Raw genomic sequence first — 26,771 nt, forward strand, 5'->3', positions numbered from 1 at the left:
ACTAAGGAGGATATAACACATGACACAAACAACGACAGCGTTGACCCGGGAGCAAGCGTTGGCACTCAAGTCCGGAAATAATCTGGATCTGGTTGTAGCCATTGAAGTGATGGGACATGAACCGGGTGAATTCCGAGATGATTGGATCAAACTGGGGCCGAAATTTGAAGGTTGCCCGAAAAGATACAGCTCGGACATGTCCAAAGCATGGGAAGTAGAAAAGAAGATCAAGGAACTGAGGTTGCAGGCTAAATATTGTGAAGCATTAAAACGGGTTGTGATTGGCACGGGCGAGTATGTTGGAATGTTCGATTTCATCCATGCAACACCAGCACAACGTTGTAAGGCAGCTCTATTGGCTGTACTGGACCTATAAACCAAAACCAAAGGAGATAGATTACTATGAGATATTTCGAATTCAACGGCCCTTACTGGGCACTGATTAAAGCGGAGACAGAAGATCAAGCGATTGAAAAGTATAACGAGATCGTAGCAGATTACGATGAGGAAAAAGACGATGAAATCAAAGAAGTGGATCGTGATTATGCACTTGTGATTCATGCGAGAACTGAATCTGACGATGGCGGACCTGTAAGAAGTGTAACTGAAACACTTGAGGATTTTAATAAGCCAGAAGCAGAAATTTTAGCGATAACAAGCGAGCTTTGCTAGGTACTGGACATATAGGAGGGATAGACGTGCCAAACAACTTTTTAATATAGCTAGAAAATGAAATTCAACGTGCTAAAAATGAACGGAGAGAAGCACTTGAGAAACGCCACATGCAACAGACGCTTATCTCAGACGGGACTATCGAAGGATTAGAAGCAGCTAAGGGATTAGCAGAAAAACTCCTGTTAGACGGAAAGGGTTGATCACTCATGGCTGGCGGCGTTCTGTTCGGGACGTGTCAACGTTGCAATGAGTTTGTCTGGGAAGACGAAAATTGGGATTTTGTCGGTGAAGGAATGATCGAACACACTCGCTGCCAGGCAGAAGGAATCAAGACAATCAAAGTTACGGGCATTGTACTTGCGAAGGTTGTTAAGAACGGAGTTATGACGCTTGTAATGGATGTCGGAGAAGAAGAGGACGTTGAGGAATTGGCCGAAGGCGACCAATCGACTGAATAAACTTAACGAAGTGGAGGCCGTATCAAGATATTTTGGTCGGTCTCCCCAAATAGGAGGATATACAACCTCTACGTCATATACATTGAACAAACCATTAAACGGAGGTAGTAACCATGAGTGAAAAATTAGCAAATTACATCAATAGCATTTCTCCAGCAGCAAGCCAGTTTGTTAAAGATAAACTGGAGGACATCGAATTCAAAGATCAGTTTCGTGAGCCTGAACGTGAAGATATCGCTTGGTTGGATGTGGCCCGCCTGTTGCAAAGCATGCCAACACATGAATTGGCAGCGATCATCAAGTCACAGGCGGTAGAAGTGAGTTTCACGGACGATGAGCTCCGAGAAATATCAAGAGCCTTATTCAAGAATGTTGCAAACATTGAACGGGCGATTGAGTCCAAAAAAATAACTGAAGAAGATAGATCAGATATAAAAGAGTGGAAAAAGCACAACGATAGTGCGCAAACCAAAATCGAAAATCACTTCGGGTATGCTGTGTTGGCTCCCAAGGAAGGAGCGGAACAATGAGCCTGTATGAATTTGGAGCGAGAGCATGGGATACCGAAACTAAAGAGATGTCATACGAATTCTTAGATCGGAACTGGTTGAAGGTATGCATATGGTCACCGTACATGGTGTTGATGCTTAAATCCGGGGTGAAAGACAGCAAAGGTAAGGATTACTACGATGGCGACATCGTTAAAGTAAACAAGCTGAATTTTGAGAGCAGCGGTCCGTTGCCCGAAATTCTGGTCGTGAGGTTATACGGAGGCATGTTCCAGTTATTCAGAGGAAAGGAACCTTTAATGGGCCTTCATTTGGGGTATATAGCAGACGGAGAAGTGATCGGAAATATCTACGAAAACCCTGAATTATTGGGTGGGGAAGGAGCGGATACAGAATGATAGAGTGGCGTAAATACGATCCAACAGACCGAAGCATACCAAGTCATGTACCACACTTGGTTTATGACAAGCATAGAGGTGCAACGATTGCGGAACGTTCTAAAAGCTTCTTTCCAGGTCAGCATTACGATTGGATCGGAATAGGCAGTCATTTGCTCAAAGATGTAACGCACTGGTCGCCCATCAATAAGCCCGGGAGGAAGAAGCATGAGAAAATTCGGGTTAACTTATGACGATGCGGTAGATATCCAATCAAGCTTAATCTTAGGGCTTAAACTACAACGGAAATTTCATGACGCTAACAGCCATCATATGTCCTCCGCAGAAAAGAATACCGCAAAAATAGAATCCAAACGTGCCATGAAGAAAATCGCATTCCTCAACAGGTTCACCAATGCAAAGACAAAAGCGGAGATTCGGGAGATTGGGAAGTTGGTGGTGGAATGAACAACCGTGTAGCACTTCACATGAACGAATTGGAAGGTGCAGCTACTTCAGACCTGATTGATTTGATTGGGGAGAAAGACCAAGCGTTACAGGCCATTACTGAAGTTAACTGGCAGCTTACGTTTGAACGGGATCAAATTCAGCGTGAAGCTGCTTATTATAAAGCAAGATGTATTGAATACCAGATGGCTGAAAAACGGCGACAGCAAGCGGGTGGTGGAATCAAATGACCCAACAACTCGAAGCCAACACGTATTGGGAATGGACAGAAAAAGCAGTTGAGGAAAATAAGTTCCAAAGTATTGCGGCGGGAACACCTGTTTGGGATAATTATAAGAAGAAAGCACCAAAACGTTGGCTGGATGAAGGATTGATTCGCGAAGCAGGTAAGGAAATCTTACCTGAAGGACAAGCTGCATTTGATTTTGATTCATAGGGAAAGGGGCCATATATGGGGGCTGCGGTGTACCAAATGGAATTTTACGAGAGTGTAACAGAGACGGATAAGTTGATTGTTAGGTCCATGCTGCGTAGGTATCCGAAAATGAAGCTCACAGTGGATCTGTTGAGTGGTAAGGAAAGAAACGAGCGTCAGCAGGCTTTATATATAGATTGGAAGACGAAAGTGGAAGAAATCGAACTGGCTGTAAATTTGATCATGGATAAAGAAGTGAAAGAACTCATTGAATATCGTTTCATTAAAGGGCACCCGCGAAAAGCGGCTGTAGTGAAGTTCCGTCTTATTACCGACAGATCAGTTGATAGATGGATTGACGAAGGAATTGAGTCCATAGCAAGCACACTGAAACTCATGGGACCTATCTCATGAAAAACGTGTCTGTATCCTGTCTGCATTACGTCTGTTAACTGTCTGTACCACGTCTGTTCCATGTCCGCTTTGCGTCTGTATTTCAGTTATACACTAGGCACATAAGAAGGGAATTGCTTCCTTCCGGTGTGCCTAGTTCCGTTATCCCTAGGCGACTCGGCCGTGCTGTGGGATTATTCCTTAGCGATACCCTGATGGGTTAACTGCGATGGTATGGTGTGAGGTGGGGTTAGATGCCCTGAAGTCGCTCCGTCCGGGCGGCATATAAATACGGACTACTTTATGGCCTTTCAGGAAACGGTGGGTTCGAGTCCCAACAAGGCCGGATAAAATTTTCTTCATATTCTTTTGGAGTCATTCGGAGGGTTACCGGATGGCTCTTTTCTTTTCAACAAGGAGGTGTTGGCTGGTGAACGAAGTGCAACCTATCCGAGATCCAGCCAAGATCGAGGAGATAAAGGAATACTTGGGCGCTAAAAGTAAGAGGAACCGCATGATGTTCGTTGTTGGAATAAACACCGGTTACCGAATACAAGATATGCTTCCGCTTCGTAAGCGGGATGTCATAGGCGAGCACATCACATTAATTGAAATGAAGACCGGCAAAAAGAAAATGCTGCAGATCAACCCAGTACTCAAGCGCGAGCTTAAACGATATACAGCAGATATGAATGACGATGACTTTTTGTTTAAATCAAGACAAGGTAAGAACAAGCCGATCAAGCGAGACATGGCCTACAAGATATTGCGAGAGGCAGCTGAACATTTCGGAATGAAGGATATCGCCTGCCATTCCATGAGAAAGACATTCGGGTACATGATGTATCAGAAGACGAAGGATATCACGCTCATTCGTAAGCTGCTTAACCATTCATCCGATGCCAACGCATTCAGATACATTGGAATGGATCAGGACATGATGGATGCTGCTATGAATCGATTCGGCCTATGAGTTATTCATAATGCCGAACTTGTATAACTCAAAATTAATAAGCATCATAAACCCTTGATTTTATTGGGAAAGCGCAACGCGAACAGTTATACAAAATAATAAGATATGAATAACTCGATATTTATGCAGAAATCAATGCAATGTGACAGTAAATATAACGAAACAGGTGTGATAAACCCTTATTTTAAAAGGGTTATTTGTGCGTTAAATGGACTGAATATTTATACAAAAACAGAAACGGAGGAAGAATGATGGCTAAAGTCGATAGCATCAAGGTTGAAATCAACGTAGACACTCGTGAACTGGATGAAGCTATAGCTAAGGCAGAGCGCCTTAACACCTTACTTGAAAGAGGTAAGGAACTGCGAGATGAGGAACATCATGAAGATGAAGCTACAGCAAAGGAAAAGCTTCTCAATGCCTTACTTGAAATAGCCAAGGAACTACGAGGCGAGGAACAACATGAACCTGTACAAAACGATTGAACAGAAGCGGAAGTTCTACGATAGCGGTGAATGGAAGCGGCTGAGGGCAGAGGTTAAGCAGCGTGACAACCACGAGTGCCAGCCATGCAAACGAAATGGATTGGTCAGCATCGACACAAACGAATACAGCGAGTCGGCTCGCCGCAAGAAGATTCAGTTGGTTGTCCATCACATCAAGGAACTTGAGGATCATCCAGACCTTGCGCTTGATATAGACAACCTAGAAACAGTTTGTGTTGACTGCCACAACAAGGAGCATGACCGGGTGTTCGAACGGAACGTGAACAAGTGGGAAGGAGATGAGCGCTGGTGAACAATGAACATTGCATTAAGTGCGGCGTCAGGATAAATGAGAAACGCGGACCGAATGACAAACCGTCAGCTAGAATTGTTTGTGACAATTGCTGCAGTAAGGCTCCTTGCTCACAGTGCAACAAAGCCTTGGATGTTATTGGAGTAAGGACTGATGGACTGGAACTGCTTTGTGATGCGTGTAAGAGTTCTGTTCCGTTGTTGGTCATAGAAGTGAAGGATCTAAACAGCGTCCCAATTGTGAGACACAATGGTGTAGCAATCAATGGGATGGTCGTAATCGAGTATTTATATGGAACCAAGACACACGAGGTTGGCAAACATGAGTACACGATTGAACATATGATCAATCAAGGCAAAGACAAAGTTCCTTTGATTAGAAAATTGAAAGAAAAAATATTCGGATAACACCCCCCCGGGTCAAAAGGTTTGGCGATTCCCTGGGCTCGGGCACCGGAGGTGGGGTGTTCTGTCGGGTTTTTTGGGTGAAATTATAATTCTTGCATATTGGTCATAAATGGAAAATTAATAAAAGGGGGTGATTTTGTTGACTGATGCAGCCGAAAAGTTAAGAAGACAAATTGAACTGGATCTCATGAGGCAATTAAGAGCGAACGGGACACCGCCTTCTTATCACAAAGATTTGATTCAAGATTATTTATCTCTTTGGGATTTGAAAAACGAACTGATTGAAGATATTGAAACCATCGGAATTCAGATCAATGGCATGCACGGCAAGAAATCTAACCCTTCCATTGCCGACCTACACAAAACCAATGATCGTATGATTAAAATACTGGACGCCTTAAATCTGAATGTGCCAAAGCCGGAGAAAACAGGGGCAGGTAAAAAGGGCGGGACGAAAAGTGATTTGACATGATTCGGCAAAAGTATGTAGACGACTATATTCGGTTATTCCGTTCTGGAAAAGTTAAGTTCAACAAAGAACGAGAACAGCTAATTGAATACCTGGAGCGGGATGTTCTTTCCCGAGATGACTTGTATTTCGATGACGAAATGATTGAGGACTGCATTCGGTTCGCTGCGAAGTGGTATTTTCCTTTGCAACCGTTCCAGAAGTTCTTAGTTGCTTTCGTCTTTTTGTTTTTCCAAGAGTCGGATAGGGTGTTTTATCGGAAGTTCCTATGGATGATGGGGAGGGGCGGAGGCAAAAACGGACTCATTACTGTGATATGCCACTTTCTAATCAGTGATCTTCACGGAATTATGGAATACAACATATCCGTTATTGCTAACTCCGAAGAACAAGCTAAAACCTCCGTAGAGGAATCGGCCAAAACGATCAAGAGGGAATCAATGCTGCAGAAGCATTTTAAGGCTACAGCAACACAAGTTCTGGCAAAGGGCACGGATAGCATTTTTAAATTCAGAACGTCTAACGGAAACACGAAAGACGGTCTTCGAGACGGTGCGGTTGTATTTGACGAGATCCACTATTTCGAAGACAACTCGGACGTCCGGGTGCACATATCTGGTTTAGGTAAGAAGAAAAATCCACGAGAGTTCTACATCGGGACGGACGGTTATGTCCGTGACGGGTTCTTGGACAAATTCAAAGATAAAGCCAAGAAGGTTCTGAGTGGTGAGGCCAGAGTAAACTCAGTCTTCCCATTCCTCTGCAAACTGAACGATGAAAAAGAGGTTGATAGACCGGAGTTGTGGGAGTTAGCAAACCCAATGCTGAGCGAGCCGAGGAATGAGTACTCTCAGGGTCTTTATGACACTATCTATGAAGAATATGAAGACCTAGCGGACGATCCTTCAAACCGTGAAGAGTTCATGACCAAACGCATGAATCTACCAGTTACTGACCTGGAACGATCTGTAGCGAAATGGGAAGAGATTGCTGCAACAGATCAACCATTACCGGATCTGGAAGGCAAGGAAGCCATCGGGTGCATCGACTTTGCACAAATTCGAGATTTTGCATCTGTTGGTTTAGTTTTCAAACATGATGGAAAGGTGCCGTTTATCACGCACTCATTCACAAGAAAAGAATTTGTCGATAAGTATTACGGATACTCCATGAAACGAGTGGATAGCAAAGAGAAGTTTGCTCCGATAAAAGAATGGGAGTCCAAAGGGTTACTCACTGTTTTGAACGAGGAAATGATCAACCTGGAACATATCGTGAATTGGTTCGTCACAATGAGGATGAAATACAGCATCAAGAAAGTCATTGGTGATAACTACCGCATGGAAATGCTGAAACCTCTGCTTGAGGCTGTCGGCTTCGAGGTTGAGGTAATTCGTAGGCCGGAAGCAATTCACGGCCTCTTAGCGCCGCGTGTAGAGATGTATTTCGCCAAGGGTATGTTCATATGGGGTGACAACCCGTTGATGCGCTGGTACACAAATAACGTGCTTGTGACGATCAAAAAAGATGGTAACAAGATATACGGCAAGAAAGAACCGATCCGGAGGAAAACAGACGGTTTCCAAGCTCTTGTTTGCGGTTTGTATCGCTTTGAAGAACTGAGCGAGGAAGGTATTGATGATGCTTTGGATGCACTGGAGGCCTTGAACTTCTAGGAGAGGGGGTGTAAGAAGGAATGGGATTTCTGGATGGTGTGTTCAAACGTAACAGCGAGCTGGAAACCTTGTTTGATTTTGATATTTTATACGAATCCTCCAATCGGTCATATCTAAAAAGGATTGCGCTTGAGACATGCATTAACTTCATAGCCAGGACCATAAGCATGAGTGAGTTCAGGATTATGAAGAACGACAAGCGAATTATGGATGATTGGGATTATCTACTCAATGTACGTCCAAATACAGACCAATCCGCAGCAGATTTTTGGCAACAGTTCACGTACAGGCTTATCTATGAAAATGAGATACTTGTCATTTTGTCTGATAATGATGATCTTTTGATAGCGGACAGCTTTTCAAGAGAAGAGTACGCAGTTTATCCAGATGTATTCAAGGACGTTACGGTAAAAGATTACACATTCAAACGAACATTTAGGATGGATGAAGTCATCTACCTGACGTATAACAACGAGAAGCTAACCAAATTCATGGAAGGCATTTTTAAAGACTACACAGATTTGTTTGGACGAATGTTGGAAACTCAGAAAATGAGCAACCAAATTCGAGGAACTGTTGGTGTAGAAGCAAATCAATCACTTGACGAAAAAACTAGGAATCGGCTTCAAGAGTTTATCGATAAGCTATTTACTGCATTCAAAACAAATGTTGTGGCTCTTGTCCCGAAGTTAAAAGGGTTTGAGTACACAGAGGTCAACGACGGTTCTAATAACGGTAAATCGGTAGAAGAATTGGCGAAATTAAAACGAGATTTGACTGATGATGTAGCTAATATTCTTGGTGTTCCAAACTCATTGGTTCACGGTGATATGGCTGACTATGAAACGGCTATCAAGGCATATATCAGGTTCTGTACAAATCCTCTCAGTAAGAAGATCAGGGATGAAGTGAATGCCAAACTGGTGACCAAGAAAGAGTACCTGGGCGGGAAAAGAATTAATGTACACGGAATTGCAGACATGAATCCGCTTGAACTTGCAGAAGCGATTGACAAACTGCGTGCGAGTGGAACTTACAACGGAAATGAGATTAGAAAAATGGTCGGAGGCGAGCCGGTGGACAATCCAGCGTTGGATGAGTATGTGTTGACTAAAAATTATCAATCTGCGTCGGCTTCTAAAGATCGGGAAGGGGGTGACTAAAAAGTGAAGCATAAGATCAAAGGCGATATTTCAAGCTGGAATTCGAGCGTGTGGGATTTCAACTACATGATGAGAAGCATTGGGGAAGACGAAGAAATTGACCTGGATATTAACTCATACGGCGGGGACGTATTTGTCGGGATTGATTTGATGAACACGTTGCGAGCTCACAAAGGCAAAGTGACAGTTACTGTTACGGGTATTGCTGCAAGCGCGGCTGGTCTTATATGTATGGGTGCAGACGTAGTAAGGATGTATTCGAACACTCAATTCATGCTGCACCATGCATGGACAGTGGTTGCGGGTAACGCCAAGAAGCTGCGTAAAATTGCGGATGACTTGGACAGCATCGGTGAATCGGTTTTAGCTTCATACACCCATAGGTTGGATGAGAGTACAGCGAAGAAATTGTTGGACGAGGAAACGTACTTGTCCGCAAGCAAAGCTCTTAAATTGGGTCTAGCTGATGAAATTGTGGATGGGAAAGCGGAAGAAGTTGAATCCGGGATTTTCAAAGATCAGGCCGAGAAATTCAACAACAAAATCACACAAATCACAAACGTTGGCAACGCAGAGCCTGGAGCGGATAACGAACAAGTTAACGCCTTGAAAGCTCAATTGAGCACTTTGCAAACTGAATTCGAAGATTTTAAAAACAAGCAGCAAGGACCATTGCATGATCCTGGGAAACCGTCAGGAAATCGCAGGGTTCTTTTTTAATTTGAATGATGGAGGTCATTAAAAATGACAATGAAACTTAATCAGCATACTGACGCTTACGAAAACGCAAAACTGAACTATGCCAACGTGGTGAAGAATGAAGCATCAACAAACGAAGAAATTGAGACAGCTTGGGTTGCTATGCAGGATGCACTTGTAACGTCACTGACGACTCAAATCACAAACCAAGTGTCTGCTAACAATTTGGACAGCGTAGTACTGGCCCAACGAGGCGTCAACGTATTGACTGCGGAAGAAAAGAAATTCTTCAACGCGGTTGTACAGTCAGATGGATTCACAAATGAAATTATCCTACCTAAAACCATTGTTGAACGAATTTATGACGACCTGACAACCGAGCATCCACTACTATCGGTTATCAATTTCCAAGACCTTGGCACAGTCACACTTACGGCAATTACTTCTGAATATGAAGGCGCTGCTGTGTGGGGGCCTATCTTTGGAGACATCAAAGGTCAGTTGAATGCGGTATTTAAGCAAGAAAGTATCACTCAATCTAAATTGACAGCTTTTGTTGTGCTGCCGAAAGACCTTAAAAGGTTCGGGCCGACATGGGTAGAAGCTTACGTCCGTGCACAAATTACCGAAACTTACGCTGTTGCCCTTGAAAGTGCGGTCATTAACGGAGCAGGGCCAGTAAAGCATCAACCAATTGGACTGATCCGTGATTTATCTGCAGCTGTGGACCCTACAGCGGGACACGCCAAAAAAGCCATTGCCGGAACGTTGACGCTTACTGATGCTGCCAAAACAATTGAAGAATTTGCAGGAATCGGAGAATTGCTATCAGTAAAGCAAGATGGTAAGCCGCTGAATGTAGACGGGAAAATTGCATTAATCATTAACCCATCTGATTCTTGGAAAATGCGCGGTAAATTTACAACCAGGAACGCCACTGGTGCTTATATCACAAATGTTCCTTTCGACTTTCAAATCATTCCTTCCGTATTCGCTACAGCAGGCGAAGTAGTGGCCTTTGTAAAGGATCGCTATGACGCATATCGTGGTGGTGGTGTAGAGGTCACAGAGTACAAGGAAACCCTTGCTCTGGAGGATTGCAATCTGCATGTGGCTAAGACATTTGCTTTCGGTAAACCGCGTGACAATAAAACTGCAGTAATTTATACGCTTGATCTAAGTAGCGGCGTAGACACTCCTTAATTGGGGTGTCTAACTTTTTGAGGGGAGGGAATTGCATGAGTTTACAAGCTAAAGTAGTCAACCGGTTCCAAGAAAACGGTCACGATGATCGAATCTATCAACCTGGTGAGATTTATCCAGCAGAGGGGTATGAGTCCGATGATGATCGTATCTTTTATCTTGCGGAGATTCACCCGAAGTACAACAAGATTTATTTGGCTGAGGTTCAGGAGATTGAAAGTGCCGCTGGACCCGTGAAGGATTCGGCCGTAAAGGAACAGGATGATACCGAGAAGACGTTCCCGCATCATGTCGGGGGCGGAACCTACGAACTCTCCAACGGCGAGAAAGTGAAGGGGAAGGAAGAAGCCCTTGCTGCTGAATCTGCCCTGAAGGAGTGATTCTGGTGGCCGGAATTGTTACGCAAGAGGTTGTAAAGGAATTTTTGGACAGAATGCACCTGGATGACGAGGAAGATGGGAACCTGTTGAGGATTCTCAAAGCTTCGAACGATGACTTGGTAAGGGTTTGTGGTGATTACGACATCCAAACACATGAAGTTTTCAAAGAGCTGGTGTTCGAGCGCTCCCGGTACGTCTACAACGATGCTCTGGAGTACTTTAACATCAACTTTTTGACTCAAATCAACAATCTCATGTTGGACAAGGCTTTAAGCGAGGTTGATGCAGATGAGGGACAATAAATACAACGCCAACAGCCATAGCGGCAGATTCAACAAGCGGATCACAGTCATGGGCCCGGTTATTATCAAGGACGATATCGGGAACGAGTCAGAGGCGTTCAGTGAATTGCGCACGCTCTGGTCCATGGTCAAAACAACCAAGGGATCTGAATTCATGGCGGCAGCTCAAAACAACACAGAGCATGTCACTAGATTTGTGGTCCATTACTCAAAGGCGCTGGACGAGCTGTTTGCGGAAAAGAAAACGCGGATCGAGATCCGGTTTAAAAACGTGACGTACGATGTGAAAAGTATCATCAATGACGATGAGTTGAACATCACGTTCACCATTATCGCTGAAGGGAGGCTTTAAAGCATGGTCTCGCTTGATGATCTAGCGAACGAAATCACTTCAGCTGTAAAGGCGTATACGGAGGATGTTACAAGAGGGATAGAAAAGGAATTAGACAAGACATCAAAACAACTCACTAAAGAAATATCGGTGAATTCTCCGAAAAGCAAAGGTAAAAACAGCGGTAGATACGCAACCGGATGGACCCGTAAGAAAATGAACGAAGATGGCGCGGTAAAGTATATCATCCATAATAAAAACGCGGTAGCTTCGCTCACTTGTTGGAATTCGGGCACGCAAAACGAGGTGGTGGTCGCGTTCCTGGGAAACCGCATATTTTGCCTGCTTATGATCACGCAGAACCAGAACTCGTGAATAGAATTAAATCTATCGTCCGTAATGGAGGATGATGTGGATGAACCAAACAGAACTCTATCAAGGCCTTGAAGCGATTGGATACCCAGTCGCTTATTCGCATTTCAAAACAGAACCAAAAGCGCCGTATCTGGTATACCTATTTGCCTATGACGGTGATTTTATGGCCGACAATATAAACTTTCTTGAAGTACCTAATTTTCAGGTGGAGTTGTACACCGAAAAGAAAGATTTGGTGGCGGAAGCGAAAGTTAAAGGCAAACTCAAAGAAATGCAGTTACCATACAGCTCGGTCGAAACATATCTGGAAAGTGAAAAGTTGTTCCAGATGGTCTTCACAATTCAATTAATCGGAGGGTGAAATATATGTCAGAAAATAAAGTAACGTTTGGTTTGGACAAGGTACACATTGCGTTTTTCGATGATGCTGTTACCGAGCAGCCAGCTTGGGAAGTTCCGATTCCAATTCCTGGTGCAGTTCGTTGGGCGCCAGAGGCTCAAGGTGAGGCTTCTACCTTTTACGCCGATAACACTGCGTATTTTGTAGCAACAAGCAATAACGGTTATACAGCTGAACTGGAAATGGCCTTGATTCCTGATGAAGTCAAAGTCCGGATGTTCGGATGGAAAATTGACGATAACGGACTATTGGTGGAAATTTCAGATGGAATGCCTGAGAAGTTTGCTCTCTTGGGTCAGGTCTTAGGCGACAAGAGAAATCGCCGGTTCGCTTACTACGATTGCCAGGCGTCTCGGACAGCAAAAGAGTTGACGACCAAAGGTGAATCAATTGAGATCACGGGAGAAACGTTGTCGGTAACCGTATCGCCAATTGAATTGGATGGTGTGAACATTGTCAAGGGTGATCTAGAACTGAGTGCAACGAACGCTACACAGTTTAATTCCTTCTTTACGAAAGTTTACACACCAACATTCACCGCGGGGGAGTAAACGCCTCTAATGCCATGTTAAGCCCGTCTGACGATGAGGTGCAGCCGGGTGCAACGGGGGCGGATGACCTCGACTTATCCAAAATAGAGAATGGAGACGATGAAAATGCGTGAACTTACAATCGGGAACCAAACAGTACGGGTCAGAGCAACCGCTCTGGCTCTTCTTTACAAGAAAGAATTTAAGACGGATTTGCTTGGCGACATGATGAAAATGGTCGGTGGGGATTCGGACGGTGGTGAAGTTGACCCAACCAATATTGATATGCTATCTAATCTGCAAATGGTATGGGCCATGGCAAAAGCAGATTCTTATGGCAAAGAGTTTCCGAGTTTCGAGCCATGGTTGGCCTCTCTGGGCGACGACTTGGATTTATCCGACCCAGCGTTCTTGGTAGCGGCCTTGGAGGAAGCCACAGACGGCTTTTTTCGTAAAAACAACGGGGTCAAAGGCGGAGTCGCAACCTAACGAAGAATCTCGTCTGGAACTGGATCTAATAGCGATTGGTAAACGGGTTGGGCTCAGCTTTGAAGAGTTGAACAATCTGAGTTGTGGGGATCTAATTGATCTCGCTAAAAGTTTTACGGGCAACGACAAAAAAGACGATGGTCCAAGAGAAGCTACTCAGGCAGATATCGATGCCTTTTATGGCAAGTAGGAGGACGACCGAATGATGAAAGTGGAATGCAATGATGGTTGTGGTCAGGAGTTCGTGTTGATCAGCTATGGCAAAGAGAAAGTTACTCCGAAAGTGGATCGCGTGGGTTTCTCTTGTCCTCATTGCGGCCATGTATACACTGCTTATTATGAGAATGAGAAAATCAGGACATTGAATGCATTGATAACAGTTCTGATGGAACGTCCTGCAAAAGGCGGAATGACTGAAAAGCAAATTGAAGCCCTTGACATTCGTATCTCCAATATAAAGAAAAAGGTGTCTGTTGAGATGGAAAGGCTGAATAAAATGGTTGAATCAAAAACCTAAGCGATTTGCAACTTGTTATGACTGTGTGGTGATTTTATGGATCTAAAAGAAGCGAGATGCCCACACTGCGGGCATCTTTTATTTTATGCGAGGGTAGCGGATGTTGAAATCAAATGCATGCGCTGTAAACGTGTTGTGCAAGTGAAAATTAAGGAACAGAGCGAGCCGCACATTAAGTAGCGAGCCAATGCCTGCCTGGAACATAGGGTAGGTGGGCTGTGTGGCAGAAACCATTAAAGGGATTAACGTTGTCATCGGAGCGGAGACGTCCGGTTTGGGCAAGGCGCTTGCCGATGTCAACAAAAAATCAAGAGATATCCAGTCGGAGCTAAAACAGGTTGAAAAGCTCCTGAAGTTTGACCCTGGAAACACCGAGTTACTTGCTCAGAAACAAAAGTTGCTTGCCAGCTCCGTTAGTAACACTCAAGAAAAGTTAAGCCGATTGAGGCAAGTACAGGAGCAAGTTAATCAGCAATTTGCACGTGGAGACATTACAGAAGGTCAATACAGGGCTTTTCAACGTGAAGTGGCTAAAACAGAGCAAGAGCTTCAGAATCTGAATAATCGTTTGGAAGATACGACTCGTGAGATTGGCGATCAAGGGAAAAAAGTAAGCAAGCTTGGTCAAGATTATAAAGAATCGTTTGAACAGGCTAAGCAGGCAATGGGAAATTCCTTTGAGCAAATGAAAAAGGTTGGCGCGGGGATTACTGCCTTTGGGGGATTGCTTGCTGGAGCTCTTGGTGTCGCCGTAAAAAGCGCCGCAGACTTCGAGCAGGGTATGGCAAATGCTTATTCTGTTATGGATCCGGCTGAGGTTAGCAAATTCCGTGGTGAGTTAGAACAATTGGCGATCACTATGGGCGCAGATACCAAATACAGCGCAACCGAAGCGGCTCAGGGTATTGAGGAGCTTATCAAGGCCGGGGTAAAAGTACAAGATGTCATGAATGGTGGGCTATCGGGCGCACTCTCTTTGGCTACTGCTGGCGAATTGGAACTGGCGGACGCTGCTGAAATTGCCTCTACTGCTCTTAACGCTTTCAAAAGCGACTCTCTTTCCGTGCAGGATGCGGCCGACATACTAGCCGGGGCTGCTAATGCTTCAGCAACAAGTGTATCAGAATTAAAATTCGGATTATCTCAATCGGCTTCCGTTGCTGCATCGGTTGGTCTTTCTTTCAAAGACACTGCCACTGCACTGGCTGCATTTGCTCAAAATGGCCTTAAAGGGTCGGACGCGGGTACATCTCTCAAAACGATGCTTATGCGTTTGCAGCCAACTACAGCGGATGCGTATGCAACGTTTAAAGATTTGGGCTTGTTAACATTGGATACGTCCAAGGCAATGGAGTACTTGGCAAAACAAGGAATCAAGCCTGCGGAGATGAGCATTGATGGTATTACCCAGGCACTAGCGACGTACTTGGCGCGCGCTGATGGCGCAAAAACAGTTACAGGCAAGTATTTCAAAGAGGCCAAAGCCATGGCAGAGGCCAATGGTTGGGTGTATTCGTCATTTTATGATGCCAACGGTTCTCTGAAGGATATGTCCGAAATTGCTGGGCTCCTGAATGAAAAGATGTCCGGTTTGAACGACATGCAGCGGCAAGCGGCCATGAATACGATGTTTGGTTCAGATGCTATCCGTGCTGGTAACATCTTGTATAAAGAGGGTGCGGAGGGGATCGACGCTATGGCGGCGGCCATGGATAAGATCGATGCTCAAATGGTTGCTGCGCAGAAGATGGATACCCTTAAAGGCGCGCTTGAAGAACTGAGCGGAGCTATGGAGACGGCACAAATCACCATAGGGCAGGCACTTATCCCTGCATTGCGGACAGCAGCAGGCGTGATGCAATCTGTCGTTGACGTGTTTAACCGATTCCCGGAAGGCGTCAAAACGTTTATTGCTATTGCGGGGGCAATAACGGCAGCACTGGCTCTCATTGTTGGTCCGTTATTGATACTTATTGGTTTCATACCTCAGATTGCCGCAGGGTTAACGATGCTCACACCGATGTTCACTGCCCTGTGGGCGGCCATTACTGGTCCAATCGGCATTGTTGTGGCGGCAATCGCGGCTGTTGCGGTAGGGCTGACATACCTGTACAAAACCAATGAAACGGTGAGGGACGCGCTTAACGCAGCATGGACTGGCATTAAAGCAGCGGCCGAAGCTGTTTTTGGTGCGCTCAAGTCGTTTTGGGCAACGTGGGGCGGAGAGATCACCGGACTGTTCAACACACTTTGGAACGGCGTCAAGCTTGTCTTTAATACGGTGCTAAAAGCCTTGTCCGAAGTTGTGAAATCCATCTTTGCCGGGATTAAGTCATTCTGGGCCACGTGGGGCAATGACATTACGATATTCTTCAAAGCTACCTGGGCAGCTTTAACATTGATGTTTAATACCGTGTTCAAGGCTTATTTCGAACTGATCAAGTTTATCTTTAACGAGATTAAAGCGTTCTGGGATAAATGGGGTTCAACAATCACAGCTGCATTCAAAGGCGTCTTTGAAATCCTTAAGACTATATTCAGCACGACATTCAATGTGATTTTCACGGTCATTAAAACCATTTTCAATAACCTGAAGGCGTTTTGGGATACGTGGGGAGCCACCATTACAACGGTCTTCCGAACGGTGTTTAACGTGGTGAAATCCGTCTTCTCGGGTGCTTGGAATGCCATCAAGATTATTGTGGATACTGTGATCGGTGTAATATCGGGCATTATCAACACATGGTTGGCCATCTTTAAAGGTGATTGGGCAGGGGCGTGGAATGCAGCCAAGGGCGTAACCGAAACCGTCTGGAAGGGTATTGCAGGCATCTTCAAAAATGCGTTCAATACGATGAAAGATATCGGGAAGAACATCATTCAAGGTCTGGTGCAGGGTATCGCGAATATGAAGGATGTCGTTGTCCAAAAGGCTAAGGAAATTTCGGAAGCCATTGGCGGATTCTTCAAGAAGTTTTTCGATATTCACTCACCATCGAGACTCACAACCGGATACGGGGAAAACATCGGCCAAGGTTTGGCTAACGGTATCAGTAACAAATCCAAGACAGCAGCCAAGGCTGCCAAGGATACGGCAACCAAAGTCAATAAGGCTTTCAAAGATGCTTTTGCCACAGCCCAGTATAACTTCAAAATGGGCAACGTTGATACAGCCGGTTACGTGGCGGCCTTGCAAAAGATCAAAGACCAGTACGCCAAAACGTCTGCCCAGGTTCAGAAGGTCACGCTTGAGATTAAAAAGGCCCATGAGCAACAAACCAAATCGGCTGAAAAAGCGGCCAAGGATTCCTTCGCGGCTTCCAAAGCGTACATTGATGCCAGGGCTTCCACAGGAAAGGCTACACTCCAACAGGAACTAGCGATGTGGGAGAAGGTTCAGGCCAAATACAAAGCCGGGACCACGCAGTACATTGCAGCAGAAAAAGAAGCGTATAAAATCAAACAGGAAATCGCTAAAGCAAGCTTCGAGTCTTCAAAGGACTATATCGAGAAAGCGGCAGCGGCCAACGAAATGTCTCTTGCTCAACAGCTTGCTGCCTGGGAACGGGTTCAAGCGAGGTACAAGGCTGGATCTGCTGAATCAAAAGCAGCTGAAGAAGCGGCAGGCAAAGTTAAGTTGGAGATTTACAATCAACTGACTCAAGCCAGTGAGGACTTCTTAGCGAAAACCAAAGAGATTAACGCAAATGTCGCAGCTGAAGAGTTGCGGCTAAATGGCGTGTATGAACAGGCTGTAGAACAGCGAGCCAAGGCAATCAACGACTTTGCAGGATTGTTTGATGAGGTTGTTGCTAAATCGGAAACATCCGGTCAACAGCTACTGGACAACCTGCGGGGCCAAGTCGACTACTTGGCTACATGGGCATCAAATATTGAAACTTTGGCGGCGCGAGGAATAGACAAGGGCCTGCTTGAGGAATTGCGGCAGATGGGGCCAAAAGCGGCTCCTGAGTTGGCGGCACTGAACACACTGACAGACGAACAGCTTGCCGAGTATACAAACCTCTGGCAAACGAAGTCGGCAGAATCCCGAGCTATAGCGGTTCGGGAGCTCACCGGATTACGCGAAGATACCAATAAACAAATATCTCAGTTACGAGTGGATGCGGCAACGCAAATAGACGGACTCAAGGCAGACTTTGATGCAAAAGTTAAAGCGATACGAGTTGGTACGACAAACCAGTTCAATGCGATGAAGGCAGACTTGCCTACGATCGGGAAACAAGCGATGCAAGGGTTGCTTGATGGTCTGGCATCTATGCAGGGTGCGGTGCAGGCGAAAGCTAAGGCAATTGCAGATTCTGTCCGGACAACCATGCAAAAGGCGCTGGACATTCACTCTCCATCTCGTGAAATGGCGTGGATCGGGGAGATGGCTGGGGCCGGACTGGTTCAAGGTATGGCAAACATGATGTCAAACGTTCAGAATCAGGCGAGGGATATGGCACAAGCGGTTCAACCTTCCGTGGGTAATTCAAATGGAACAGATTCAACAGGAATGGGGCCCGTGACACTCAATATGGAAGGTATATTTGCCGGGACAATCTTTAACGTTCGAAGGGATGAAGATATCCGGGCAATCGCCAAGGAACTGGCTGCAGAAATGTTTATGATGGCTCAGCAGGCAACGAGAGGAACAGGAGGTGCAAGATAGTGCATGAAATGATATGGCTTGGCGGGAAGTCCAACATAGAGTTGGGCTTCTTGGTGCGTGGCACGTCCAAGCGCCCGGGTCTACCTGATACGGTGGATCGAACACTGAACATCCCTGGACGTAATGGACAATACAATTTCGGGGCTGATATCGGGGCAAGGACGTTCGTTTACGATTGTGCAATGATTACCAAGGACTATATGGCTCTACAGCAGGCCGTTATGGGTTTGTCTTCTCATTTAGTGGACAGCTACGGAAAACCTCGCAAACTCGAACTGAGACAGCGAGAGAGGCCAAATCAGGCGTTCGCGGTGCAACTGACGGGTGGTTTTGATCCTGACAGAATTATGGGACTCGGGATGTTCTCACTCTCTTTGATTGCCCATGATCCATTTGCTTATGGCTTGGAACAGATTGAAGAGACTTTAATCACGACATCACCGCACAAGCAGCAGATTGTCAGTCAAGGGAATGTCCGAACGGCACCATTGATTGTAATCACGAACCAAGGAACCGTACCTTTGAGCCATTTACGTATAACGAATGAATATTTATTAGAGGGGTGACACGCATGAACATATCCTTATACTTGGCAAATGCTATACTTAACCACGTTTTCAGAAACATTCCTTATACAAGTCCAGAGAATATTTATGTAGCCTTATACACTACAAACCCAACAGCGGCCGACACAGGCCAAGAAGTATCAGGCGGTGGATATACGAGGCTGAAAGTTGTTTTCGGTCCACCTGCTACTGAGGGAGGGAAACCAACCATCAAGAATGCGGCAGACATTGCTTATGCAATTGCCACTGCATCGTGGGGAACGGTTTCTCATATTGGCACACGAGACGCCTTAACAGGAGGCAATCTTTTGTACTTCGGTCCTTTAGAATCACCGCGTAGTATACTGGCAAATGACGTTTTCAAACTATTGACCGGAAACATTGTACAGACACTTAGTTAAGGAGGAATGACCAATGCTTGAAATCATGTACCCAGCTGCGGTCAATAGCAGGCAGACCGAGCTAGCGGCAGACATTAACGATAGCCAAACCAGTATCACGGTATTAGATGGATCTGTATTACCTCCAGCGCCCAACCAATTGACGATTGGGACGGACGAAGCAGCAGAAACGATACTTTACACCGGAAAGACCGGAAACGACCTAACAGGTGTAACTAGGGGGTTTGAGGGTTCGACTAAATCTTGGGTTGCGGGAACGAAAATAGCAAGATTCTTTACGGCATATGATCACGATACATTCCGAGGAAACATCACTGACCTGGATCAACGATTAAACAATATTGTAATACCTGATGCTTCCCTGACCGAAAAAGGGATTGTGCAATTGTCTGATGCTACTGATGGTTCTCGGAGCGATGTTGCAGCAACGGAGAAAGCTGTTGGACTGGCTTTTCAAGCTGGAGTTGAGCGGAAAGCGGAAGTGGTTGCCGCGCTTAACTCCATAGGTGTATCGGCATCCACATCAGAAACGTGGGATCAACTTATTTCTAAAATAGCTGCGGTTATTCGTGCAACGGGTTCAGCTACATCAGCACAAGTTTTGACCGGAGTTACGTTCTCGAATGGAACAGGGAATAACCGCGCTGGAACCATGGCCGATAATGGGGCTATTACAAAAAACATCACTAATCAAAACGAAGCGTACACAGTCCCCGAAGGTTATCATAACGGGGCTGGTATAGTACAGGCAATCATAACAAATTTAGCCGCAGGAAATATCAGGTCCGGCGTGTCCGTTGGCGGGGTGCCTGGTACGTTTACTGGTTCGATTTCTGCAGGAAGCGGCCCGATTTTCAGACGAACTAATTACGCGAATAACAATTCTAGTACACCGTACGAGGTGGTTGGCATTGTATTTAACTTGCCAGGGACAATACGAATCTCGTTTGACTTGTACACATCATCTACTAATGCTCGCGCCCAAATATATAAAAATGGGGTTGCTTTCGGCACACTCCGAAGCTCAAGCTCATCAACACCAACAACATATGTACAGGATATAACCTTTATTGCTGGTGATAAAATTTCTGTTTATTTATGGGCACTTGGATCATCTGCGTCGATAGAAAAGATAATTTATGGTACTAATCTTTTGACAATAACGCAAGAGTAGGAGGTTGACGGATGAAAATAGTTTTGGAATATAAAACTCAAGCTGAACGCGAACGACTCATTGCAGAGAATGCACATAAATTTCTCGTGGAAGAACGCAATATCATTGATGGGAATTTCTTGGTTTTTGCAGATGAAACCCCACCTGTCCCTATAGTATATGTGACTGTACCGCAAGAGGAGTTTGAATCAATCAAGCAAGATAGCACACTCCTGAAAGCACAGAGCAAAGCATTGTCTGACCGTGCCGAATTCACAGATGAAGTAATCGCAGAAATGGCGTTGGAGTTATACAAGTGATCCGGCGTTTCTTATTCTGGCTTCTTTTAAGCTTGGAAGGAGGTGATACCATGGTAGCTATGTTCTTTGCACAGCGTGTGATTCTGGGTAAAACCGAATACAGAACAATCCCTCCAACTCTTCGCGATCAAGTAAACGAGATCCTAATTGACAGTGGAGTTGAATTCTTAATTACGGAGTAACCGGCACGCCAATTATGGAGCGTGTTTTTATTTTGTCCAGAAGGAGGGAAGGCCGTGTTTAACCGGGGAGCATTTAACCGAATGGCATTCAATCGGCAGATATCCGTATTCGTCTTCGGTCGAGCGGTACTGAACGGAGTGGGAGGGTTAACCGCTTCTTCCAGTGCCGAAATGACAGGAACCGTGATTATGGACGGTGTGGGCGAACTGCATGCGGATTTCGTCCGTGAAATATCCAATGCGGCGAAGTTGGACGGTGAAGGCGGCCTTTCTGCTACCTTCATCCGTGAACGACTACAAAAAGCAATCATGCATGGGGTCGGTACACTGAAAGCAAACGGTAGCCGGTTCCATGTTGACTATATAGATTACGTTGGACCGATAAACCCAGGCGACCGGATCATCATTGATTCCAAGAACCTGAAGGTTACACATAACGGAAATAATGCCTTGTTCAATATGGATGGGAATTTCTTCGATTTGAATCTCGGCAACAATACAATCACGTATACGGACCCGGATACTGGCCGATCTGTGTTAATGCGGATTACATTCCAGGATCGATTCGTATAGGAGGGTTAACGTGTTCAAGATGATACTGGTCGATACTCAAGCTGATTTGTGCAGCAAATTCGAAAAGCATTTTAGTGGGATGGATCAAGTAAGTGTAATCAATGCTCGGTTCCAAGATGTTCAGGAATGGGACTGCGTAGTCACTCCTGCAAATAGCTACGGCATTATGGATGGCGGGTTTGATTACTATTTGGCGGAGTACTTCGGTCCGGAACTACAGCGTTCTGTCCGATCCGGGCTTTATGTTCATTATTCAGGAGTCCAGCCAGTAGGGACTTCAATGATTGTAGAGACCGGGAACGAAAAACATCCGTTTGTTGCCCACACACCGACAATGCGTTATCCCATGAGCATTCAAGGAACCATCAATGTGTTTTTGGCTATGAAAGCAGCCATGGAGGCTGTCCAAGACCATAACGATAACGTCAGAGGTGAAATTATTGACACTGTGTTATGTCCAGGTATCGGGACGTGTGCTGGTGGAATGGATAGTAATGCAGCGGCTTATCAAATGAGATTGGCCTATGACATGGTTTTCAATCCACCAAAGAGAATGACATGGGATGTAGTCAGAGAAATTGAAGGGAGGTTTCATGGGGGCTTATGAGAAGACCAGCATATGTAACAGTATATGACTTGCAAATGCGCAAGGTGGCGTATCTGGAAAATGCGTTTGATGTAAGTTATGACGCACCCATGAATGCCTTATGGAGCGCGTCTTTCACTCTTCCGGCTGATGATGCCAAGAACAGTGAGTGTCAACCACTTTACTTTGTGGAGATCCATGACGGGGATGAGAGATTGGAGTTATTTCGGATCTTACCGAGCCAAACACGGCGCGGATCTGATGGGGCGACAATCACATACACATGCGAGCACGTTCTGGCTACTTTGCTGGATGACGTGCTTTTTTTGTATCACACGGTTGGGAATCTGGGCGTGTATACACGAGATGTGATTCAGTACATCTTGTCCAAACAGCTTGTAAAGCGTTGGCAGCTGGGTACAATCCAGTTTGATCGTCAGTTTGAATACAACTGGGAGAATGAAAACCTACTGGGGGCATTGTTCTCCATTCCTCAACCTTTTCCAGATGAATATATGTGGACGTTTGATACAACCGTTTACCCATGGAAACTGAATCTGATAAAGCCGTCCGAACAGGAAGATGCATATATCAGGTACGGGGTTAACTTACAGGGCATCACACGCACTGTGGACCCGTCTAAGGTGTCTACTCGAATTTATGGACTTGGATATGGGGAAGGCGTAAATCAGCTCACATTCGCGGATATCAATGGCGGCAAGCCGTATATCGAAGCGGAGTCGGAGTACATCCAAAAATACGGGATCGTACAGACTATCTTTGTGGACCGGAGGTTTGAATATCCTGAAACGCTTCTGGCACGATGTCAAACGTTACTGGACGAACTGAAAGAACCAAGTGTGCAGTATACGGTAGATGCAGCGGAGATATACGCACTCACCAATGATCCGATTGACCGATTCGTTTCCGGGGCTATGGTTCGGGTGCAGGATGCTGACTTGGGTATTGATATCAAGTCTCGTGTGGTTAAAGTAAGCAAAGGCAATTTGATTGGTGATCCAGGAGCGGTAACGCTTGAGATTGCGAACAAGTCCCAGGACATTGCGGGGAGCATAGCGGAGCTGCGGAACCGGATGCATATCAGTGAGGTATATGCCCAAGGTGCTACCAACTACGATAGTCACGATTTTGCAGATAACTGTGATCCTACACATCCGGCTGTACTACGGTTTTGGCTCCCGGCAGAGACAGCCAGGGTGAACAAAGTAGCGTTGTCGTTCCGAGTAGAGCCATTCCGAGGATATAGCCGAGCTATTGAATCAGCGCCTTCAGTGTCATCGGGTCCAAGTACCAGAAATACAACAGCGAATGGCGGCGGAGAAACGCCAACGACTTCAACTCAGCCGTCTCGGATTGAATCGTCATCCACGTTGGATGATTGGGATCTTTTCGCCATCAACATTCCGGAATACGTAAACAGTGTTCTGGATCATAATCACGGCATTCCTGCTGGTACTTCGCTCATGAAAGCGGATGGAACACCAATCACATTCGTCCCATCTGGCGGGCACGGCCATTCATTGACTACCGATCATCGGCACAGCGTAACAATACCATCACATAATCATACGGTTTCCATAGCGCCACACACTCACAATATGGACCATACACATACCATACCTGCGCATTCTCATGAGATTGAGTTCGGGATTTGGGAGGGGCCTATACCTGAATCGGTTCAGGTGAGGGTAGATGGCGTTTTGGTACCGGGATTGAATACATCTGGCGAAGAAATAGATATTATCCCATTCCTTTCAAAAGATAATAGCGGAAAAATAAACCGGGGAGATTATCACGAAATCACAATAACCCCAGTTAATTCACTGGGGCGTGTCGTGGCGTCAGTCTTCACGCAGATATTCGCGCAAAGCAGAGGCGGCGGGGATTATTAAATTATTCCAGCTGCTTTCAGGTCGGATTCGCTAATGAGGATTTGGTTGCCTTTGTTTATTTTCAATGAAATAGGGTGCCCGTCTTCAGTATAAGCAGTGTAACCTTGTTCAAGTTTTGTGGAATCAACGGTGAACAGTACAGAGTCGCCTGACTTTACATCAAAGAGATCATGTGATCCGCTCTTTTGTTGCTGCACCTTGAGTGTGTATTTTGAAGCGATATCACGTAGGAATACCCATTCTTGCTCAGTTTCTGTAATCACTGAAACGTCTCCTTTCGAGTTAAGGCTGATTTGTTTGTTCTTGGCATCATATTTTACATCTGCATCAAGCAGACTTGCCACTTCGCGCACAGGTAAATAGGTTACACCATCACTGACGATAGGCGCGTTTTTTAGGTTTGCTTGCTCATTGTTTACAATGACTTTGAAATTTGAAATAACAGCTTGGATTGTGGATGGAGCTGCTGCAGCCAAGGTTGCCGATCCGATCATCATACCAACACCAAGAGTTACGACAGTTTTTACCAAAGACTTCTTCAAGGGGCATATCTCCTTTTAAATAGACTATAACATCTATTACGGTAATCACTGGTAAAAGTTTTATAGTATATCAAAATAAGGTGGTGGTGACCATGCTTGTATAACTGAAAATCTTAGTTTGCTCCCGGAGTGGTTGGGGGCTATTTGTATTTCTAAATTATTAGAGAGAGAAAGCGGGGGTTTCGGTATGCAAGAGGGGATGTCTAATGTCATTAAAATGGTATCCGCAGTTTTGGGGGCTGGCGCGGGATACCTCTTTGGAGGGTGGAATATCTTGATACATTTACTTTTAATTTTGGTGGTAGTGGATTGGTTGACGGGATGGGCAGCTGCTTGGATCAAGCATGAGTTGCGCAGCCGTGTAGGTTTTGAAGGTATTGCACGAAAGGCGGCCATTTTCCTTATCGTAACAATTGCCCACTATATAGATGCGGCATGGGGAAGTACTGGATACATCCAGGACGCGGTTGTTTTCTTTTATATTGCAAATGAGCTATTGTCTGTTATTGAAAATGCTGGTCGTATGGGTTTGCCTATGCCGGATGCACTCCGGAACGCGGTGAAAATATTCGAATCCAAATCTTCAGTTCCGACAAACCCGAACCTTCCAGATCCGCCGCAAGATGAAACTACTCAAAAACCAGCAGTCTAATATAAAGAATGGGGTGTTTTAAATCATGCGTAAAATATCAAATGCAGGAATTGCTCTGATTAAATCGTTTGAAGGATGCAAACTCACAGCGTACAAGCCAGTACCAACTGAAAAGTACTGGACAATCGGTTGGGGGCACTATGGGGAGGATGTAAAACAAGGACAGAAGATCACACAGGCGCAGGCTGACGCTATGCTAATTACTGACCTGGCTAAATATGAAGCTTATGTCAATAATCCGTCTTACGTGCCAGTTACGGATAAGCTCACACAGAATCAATTCGATGCGCTCACAAGCTTTTGCTACAACACTGGCCCGGGAAACTTAAAGCAGCTATGTAACGGTCGCACACTAGCCCAGATTGCCGCGAGCATCACCAAGTATAACAAGGCAGGGGAAAATGTCCTGAATGGTCTGGTGAAGCGCAGACAGGCCGAGCTCGACCTATTCAACTCGCCTGATGTGAAGAAGGCCGATGCGGATGACAAAGTAACAGCAATCGTTAATGGTAATCAAATCAAGGGCGCAGTTTTAAAGGATGGTACAGTTCTGATTCCCTTACGAGCTGCTGGCGACAATATTCCAGGTTCAAGGATCGGATGGGACCAAGTAACAAAAACAGCCACGCTTGATACTCCTTGACAATTCATTACCGCAACTACCTCACTAGATTTTCGTGATTTTTGCAACCGCAAACCTTCGACATATATAATTCCCAACAAGTTGGGAAGAACACATGGCGCCACTGGGCTTAATACTGGCGGCGTCTATTTTGTTATTGATAAAGAACGTATGTTCGCATATAATACAAACAAACGTACGTTCTTATCAATTGGAGGCGGAAGCATGAGTAAGAAACTTTCCGGTAACGGAGTCTATGAAGGGTCGAGGTTTATTATGCCCGAACATCTCGAAGCAATGTTACAGCAAGAGAGGGAACAACGGCGTAAAGGAAAACCAATTTTGGATGAGCAAGCTATCGAAGAAATTGTTCGTACTTTAGCTGAATCTTTCCACGAAAAAACAAAGGTCGATCTGGTTGTGTTTAGCCCGTTTGACGACGAACATTATAGTGGAGTTGTAATTGGTATTAATCAAAGCAGAGGTAAGGTCAACCTGTTGTTAGAAGATGATGAACGCCAAATACCGATTGCGGAAATAATCTCTGCAAACGTCTGAAATTGTATGAATTTGGCTATG

The 26,771-nt window shown here is 45.2% G+C and carries 40 protein-coding genes; 39 read left to right on the forward strand and 1 reads right to left on the reverse strand.

Annotated elements, in window-relative coordinates; translation table 11 throughout:
• Positions 1-19 precede the first annotated feature (19 nt).
• From ACTWJ7_RS05020 to ACTWJ7_RS05195, 36 genes are all read left to right on the forward strand, one after another.
• Positions 20-376, forward strand: a complete 357-nt coding sequence (locus ACTWJ7_RS05020; protein ID WP_301880195.1) for a BC1872 family protein — start codon at positions 20-22, stop codon at positions 374-376.
• Positions 377-402: 26 nt separating this feature from the next.
• A complete protein-coding gene (locus ACTWJ7_RS05025) occupies positions 403-672 on the forward strand; it encodes a hypothetical protein (protein ID WP_301880194.1) in 270 nt (89 codons plus the stop codon).
• A gap of 209 nt (positions 673-881) precedes the next feature.
• Positions 882-1,133: a hypothetical protein gene (locus ACTWJ7_RS05030; RefSeq protein WP_301880193.1), complete on the forward strand. Its 252-nt coding sequence runs from the start codon at positions 882-884 to the stop codon at positions 1,131-1,133.
• A gap of 113 nt (positions 1,134-1,246) precedes the next feature.
• Positions 1,247-1,663 carry a hypothetical protein gene (locus tag ACTWJ7_RS05035; protein ID WP_301880192.1) on the forward strand — a complete coding sequence of 139 codons (417 nt, stop codon included), beginning with the start codon at positions 1,247-1,249 and terminating at the stop codon, positions 1,661-1,663.
• Positions 1,660-2,040 carry a YopX family protein gene (locus tag ACTWJ7_RS05040; protein WP_301880191.1) on the forward strand — a complete coding sequence of 127 codons (381 nt, stop codon included), beginning with the start codon at positions 1,660-1,662 and terminating at the stop codon, positions 2,038-2,040. Before ACTWJ7_RS05035 ends, ACTWJ7_RS05040 begins: the two co-directional genes overlap by 4 nt.
• Positions 2,037-2,273 carry a hypothetical protein gene (locus ACTWJ7_RS05045; RefSeq protein ID WP_443145174.1) on the forward strand — a complete coding sequence of 79 codons (237 nt, stop codon included), beginning with the start codon at positions 2,037-2,039 and terminating at the stop codon, positions 2,271-2,273. Before ACTWJ7_RS05040 ends, ACTWJ7_RS05045 begins: the two co-directional genes overlap by 4 nt.
• The gene (locus tag ACTWJ7_RS05050) at positions 2,248-2,487 is read left to right on the forward strand and encodes a hypothetical protein (RefSeq protein WP_301880189.1); all 240 of its coding nucleotides are present in this window, start codon (positions 2,248-2,250) and stop codon (positions 2,485-2,487) included. The genes ACTWJ7_RS05045 and ACTWJ7_RS05050 overlap by 26 nt, the downstream gene beginning before the upstream one ends.
• Positions 2,484-2,717: a hypothetical protein gene (locus ACTWJ7_RS05055; RefSeq protein WP_301880187.1), complete on the forward strand. Its 234-nt coding sequence runs from the start codon at positions 2,484-2,486 to the stop codon at positions 2,715-2,717. The genes ACTWJ7_RS05050 and ACTWJ7_RS05055 overlap by 4 nt, the downstream gene beginning before the upstream one ends.
• Positions 2,714-2,923 (forward strand): hypothetical protein, encoded by a 210-nt coding sequence (locus ACTWJ7_RS05060; protein WP_301880186.1) that lies wholly within the window; start codon positions 2,714-2,716, stop codon positions 2,921-2,923. Before ACTWJ7_RS05055 ends, ACTWJ7_RS05060 begins: the two co-directional genes overlap by 4 nt.
• 27 nt (positions 2,924-2,950) lie before the next feature.
• A complete protein-coding gene (locus ACTWJ7_RS05065; RefSeq protein ID WP_301880185.1) occupies positions 2,951-3,316 on the forward strand; it encodes a hypothetical protein in 366 nt (121 codons plus the stop codon).
• A 409-nt stretch (positions 3,317-3,725) separates the two neighbouring features.
• Entirely contained in the window at positions 3,726-4,268 is a 543-nt protein-coding gene (locus tag ACTWJ7_RS05070; RefSeq protein ID WP_301880184.1) for a site-specific integrase, read from the forward strand.
• A gap of 248 nt (positions 4,269-4,516) precedes the next feature.
• The gene (locus ACTWJ7_RS05075) at positions 4,517-4,753 is read left to right on the forward strand and encodes a hypothetical protein (RefSeq protein WP_301880183.1); all 237 of its coding nucleotides are present in this window, start codon (positions 4,517-4,519) and stop codon (positions 4,751-4,753) included.
• Positions 4,731-5,066 (forward strand): HNH endonuclease, encoded by a 336-nt coding sequence (locus ACTWJ7_RS05080; protein WP_301880180.1) that lies wholly within the window; start codon positions 4,731-4,733, stop codon positions 5,064-5,066. The genes ACTWJ7_RS05075 and ACTWJ7_RS05080 overlap by 23 nt, the downstream gene beginning before the upstream one ends.
• A complete protein-coding gene (locus ACTWJ7_RS05085) occupies positions 5,063-5,473 on the forward strand; it encodes a hypothetical protein (protein WP_301880178.1) in 411 nt (136 codons plus the stop codon). The genes ACTWJ7_RS05080 and ACTWJ7_RS05085 overlap by 4 nt, the downstream gene beginning before the upstream one ends.
• 187 nt (positions 5,474-5,660) lie before the next feature.
• A complete protein-coding gene (locus ACTWJ7_RS05090) occupies positions 5,661-5,945 on the forward strand; it encodes a hypothetical protein (protein ID WP_301880633.1) in 285 nt (94 codons plus the stop codon).
• The gene (locus tag ACTWJ7_RS05095) at positions 5,942-7,618 is read left to right on the forward strand and encodes a terminase TerL endonuclease subunit (protein WP_301880177.1); all 1,677 of its coding nucleotides are present in this window, start codon (positions 5,942-5,944) and stop codon (positions 7,616-7,618) included. The genes ACTWJ7_RS05090 and ACTWJ7_RS05095 overlap by 4 nt, the downstream gene beginning before the upstream one ends.
• A gap of 20 nt (positions 7,619-7,638) precedes the next feature.
• Positions 7,639-8,781 carry a phage portal protein gene (locus ACTWJ7_RS05100; RefSeq protein ID WP_301880175.1) on the forward strand — a complete coding sequence of 381 codons (1,143 nt, stop codon included), beginning with the start codon at positions 7,639-7,641 and terminating at the stop codon, positions 8,779-8,781.
• A 3-nt stretch (positions 8,782-8,784) separates the two neighbouring features.
• Entirely contained in the window at positions 8,785-9,501 is a 717-nt protein-coding gene (locus ACTWJ7_RS05105) for a head maturation protease, ClpP-related (RefSeq protein ID WP_301880173.1), read from the forward strand.
• Positions 9,502-9,525: 24 nt separating this feature from the next.
• Positions 9,526-10,683 (forward strand): phage major capsid protein, encoded by a 1,158-nt coding sequence (locus ACTWJ7_RS05110; RefSeq protein WP_301880172.1) that lies wholly within the window; start codon positions 9,526-9,528, stop codon positions 10,681-10,683.
• A 35-nt stretch (positions 10,684-10,718) separates the two neighbouring features.
• Positions 10,719-11,063, forward strand: coding sequence for a hypothetical protein (locus ACTWJ7_RS05115; RefSeq protein ID WP_301880170.1), 345 nt, complete (start codon positions 10,719-10,721; stop codon positions 11,061-11,063).
• A 53-nt stretch (positions 11,064-11,116) separates the two neighbouring features.
• A complete protein-coding gene (locus ACTWJ7_RS05120) occupies positions 11,117-11,365 on the forward strand; it encodes a hypothetical protein (RefSeq protein WP_440176127.1) in 249 nt (82 codons plus the stop codon).
• Positions 11,352-11,717, forward strand: a complete 366-nt coding sequence (locus tag ACTWJ7_RS05125) for a phage head closure protein (RefSeq protein WP_301880167.1) — start codon at positions 11,352-11,354, stop codon at positions 11,715-11,717. Before ACTWJ7_RS05120 ends, ACTWJ7_RS05125 begins: the two co-directional genes overlap by 14 nt.
• Before the next feature lie 3 nt (positions 11,718-11,720).
• Positions 11,721-12,071: a hypothetical protein gene (locus ACTWJ7_RS05130; protein WP_443145175.1), complete on the forward strand. Its 351-nt coding sequence runs from the start codon at positions 11,721-11,723 to the stop codon at positions 12,069-12,071.
• 40 nt (positions 12,072-12,111) lie between these two features.
• Positions 12,112-12,432: a hypothetical protein gene (locus tag ACTWJ7_RS05135; RefSeq protein WP_301880164.1), complete on the forward strand. Its 321-nt coding sequence runs from the start codon at positions 12,112-12,114 to the stop codon at positions 12,430-12,432.
• A 5-nt stretch (positions 12,433-12,437) separates the two neighbouring features.
• Positions 12,438-13,022, forward strand: a complete 585-nt coding sequence (locus ACTWJ7_RS05140; RefSeq protein ID WP_301880163.1) for a major tail protein — start codon at positions 12,438-12,440, stop codon at positions 13,020-13,022.
• A gap of 105 nt (positions 13,023-13,127) precedes the next feature.
• A complete protein-coding gene (locus ACTWJ7_RS05145; protein ID WP_443145176.1) occupies positions 13,128-13,490 on the forward strand; it encodes a hypothetical protein in 363 nt (120 codons plus the stop codon).
• A 202-nt stretch (positions 13,491-13,692) separates the two neighbouring features.
• Positions 13,693-14,007 carry a hypothetical protein gene (locus ACTWJ7_RS05150; protein WP_301880161.1) on the forward strand — a complete coding sequence of 105 codons (315 nt, stop codon included), beginning with the start codon at positions 13,693-13,695 and terminating at the stop codon, positions 14,005-14,007.
• 36 nt (positions 14,008-14,043) lie between these two features.
• Positions 14,044-14,187, forward strand: a complete 144-nt coding sequence (locus ACTWJ7_RS05155; RefSeq protein WP_367620536.1) for a Com family DNA-binding transcriptional regulator — start codon at positions 14,044-14,046, stop codon at positions 14,185-14,187.
• A 40-nt stretch (positions 14,188-14,227) separates the two neighbouring features.
• Positions 14,228-18,682 carry a phage tail tape measure protein gene (locus tag ACTWJ7_RS05160; RefSeq protein ID WP_301880159.1) on the forward strand — a complete coding sequence of 1,485 codons (4,455 nt, stop codon included), beginning with the start codon at positions 14,228-14,230 and terminating at the stop codon, positions 18,680-18,682.
• Positions 18,683-18,690: 8 nt separating this feature from the next.
• Positions 18,691-19,248: a phage tail domain-containing protein gene (locus tag ACTWJ7_RS05165; RefSeq protein ID WP_301880632.1), complete on the forward strand. Its 558-nt coding sequence runs from the start codon at positions 18,691-18,693 to the stop codon at positions 19,246-19,248.
• 5 nt (positions 19,249-19,253) lie between these two features.
• Positions 19,254-19,649, forward strand: coding sequence for a phage tail fiber protein (locus ACTWJ7_RS05170; protein ID WP_301880157.1), 396 nt, complete (start codon positions 19,254-19,256; stop codon positions 19,647-19,649).
• Between the two features lie 13 nt (positions 19,650-19,662).
• On the forward strand, positions 19,663-20,823 hold the full coding sequence (locus ACTWJ7_RS05175; protein WP_301880156.1) for a phage tail protein: 1,161 nt from the start codon (positions 19,663-19,665) through the stop codon (positions 20,821-20,823).
• An 11-nt stretch (positions 20,824-20,834) separates the two neighbouring features.
• Entirely contained in the window at positions 20,835-21,122 is a 288-nt protein-coding gene (locus ACTWJ7_RS05180; protein ID WP_301880155.1) for a hypothetical protein, read from the forward strand.
• A 236-nt stretch (positions 21,123-21,358) separates the two neighbouring features.
• Positions 21,359-21,877, forward strand: a complete 519-nt coding sequence (locus ACTWJ7_RS05185; protein ID WP_301880153.1) for a phage distal tail protein — start codon at positions 21,359-21,361, stop codon at positions 21,875-21,877.
• A 19-nt stretch (positions 21,878-21,896) separates the two neighbouring features.
• The gene (locus tag ACTWJ7_RS05190; RefSeq protein WP_301880631.1) at positions 21,897-22,484 is read left to right on the forward strand and encodes a macro domain-containing protein; all 588 of its coding nucleotides are present in this window, start codon (positions 21,897-21,899) and stop codon (positions 22,482-22,484) included.
• The gene (locus ACTWJ7_RS05195; RefSeq protein WP_301880152.1) at positions 22,481-24,376 is read left to right on the forward strand and encodes a phage tail protein; all 1,896 of its coding nucleotides are present in this window, start codon (positions 22,481-22,483) and stop codon (positions 24,374-24,376) included. The genes ACTWJ7_RS05190 and ACTWJ7_RS05195 overlap by 4 nt, the downstream gene beginning before the upstream one ends.
• Here the strand turns inward: ACTWJ7_RS05195 and ACTWJ7_RS05200 are convergent.
• Entirely contained in the window at positions 24,373-24,918 is a 546-nt protein-coding gene (locus ACTWJ7_RS05200) for a stalk domain-containing protein (protein WP_301880149.1), read from the reverse strand. The two genes, ACTWJ7_RS05195 and ACTWJ7_RS05200, sit on opposite strands and share 4 nt — an antisense overlap.
• A 187-nt stretch (positions 24,919-25,105) precedes the next feature.
• Between ACTWJ7_RS05200 and ACTWJ7_RS05205 the strand changes: the two genes are divergently transcribed.
• From ACTWJ7_RS05205 to ACTWJ7_RS05215, 3 genes are all read left to right on the forward strand, one after another.
• Complete coding sequence (locus ACTWJ7_RS05205) at positions 25,106-25,570, forward strand: phage holin family protein (RefSeq protein ID WP_301880148.1); 465 nt, start codon at positions 25,106-25,108, stop codon at positions 25,568-25,570.
• Positions 25,571-25,595: 25 nt separating this feature from the next.
• Positions 25,596-26,213, forward strand: a complete 618-nt coding sequence (locus ACTWJ7_RS05210; protein WP_301880147.1) for a glycoside hydrolase family protein — start codon at positions 25,596-25,598, stop codon at positions 26,211-26,213.
• Between the two features lie 204 nt (positions 26,214-26,417).
• Entirely contained in the window at positions 26,418-26,750 is a 333-nt protein-coding gene (locus ACTWJ7_RS05215; RefSeq protein ID WP_301880146.1) for a YolD-like family protein, read from the forward strand.
• Positions 26,751-26,771: the final 21 nt, after the last annotated feature.

It is taken from the genome of Paenibacillus sp. 1A_MP2, assembly GCF_052244825.1.
In the GTDB taxonomy this organism is placed as follows: Bacteria; Bacillota; Bacilli; order Paenibacillales; family Paenibacillaceae; genus Paenibacillus; species Paenibacillus vandeheii.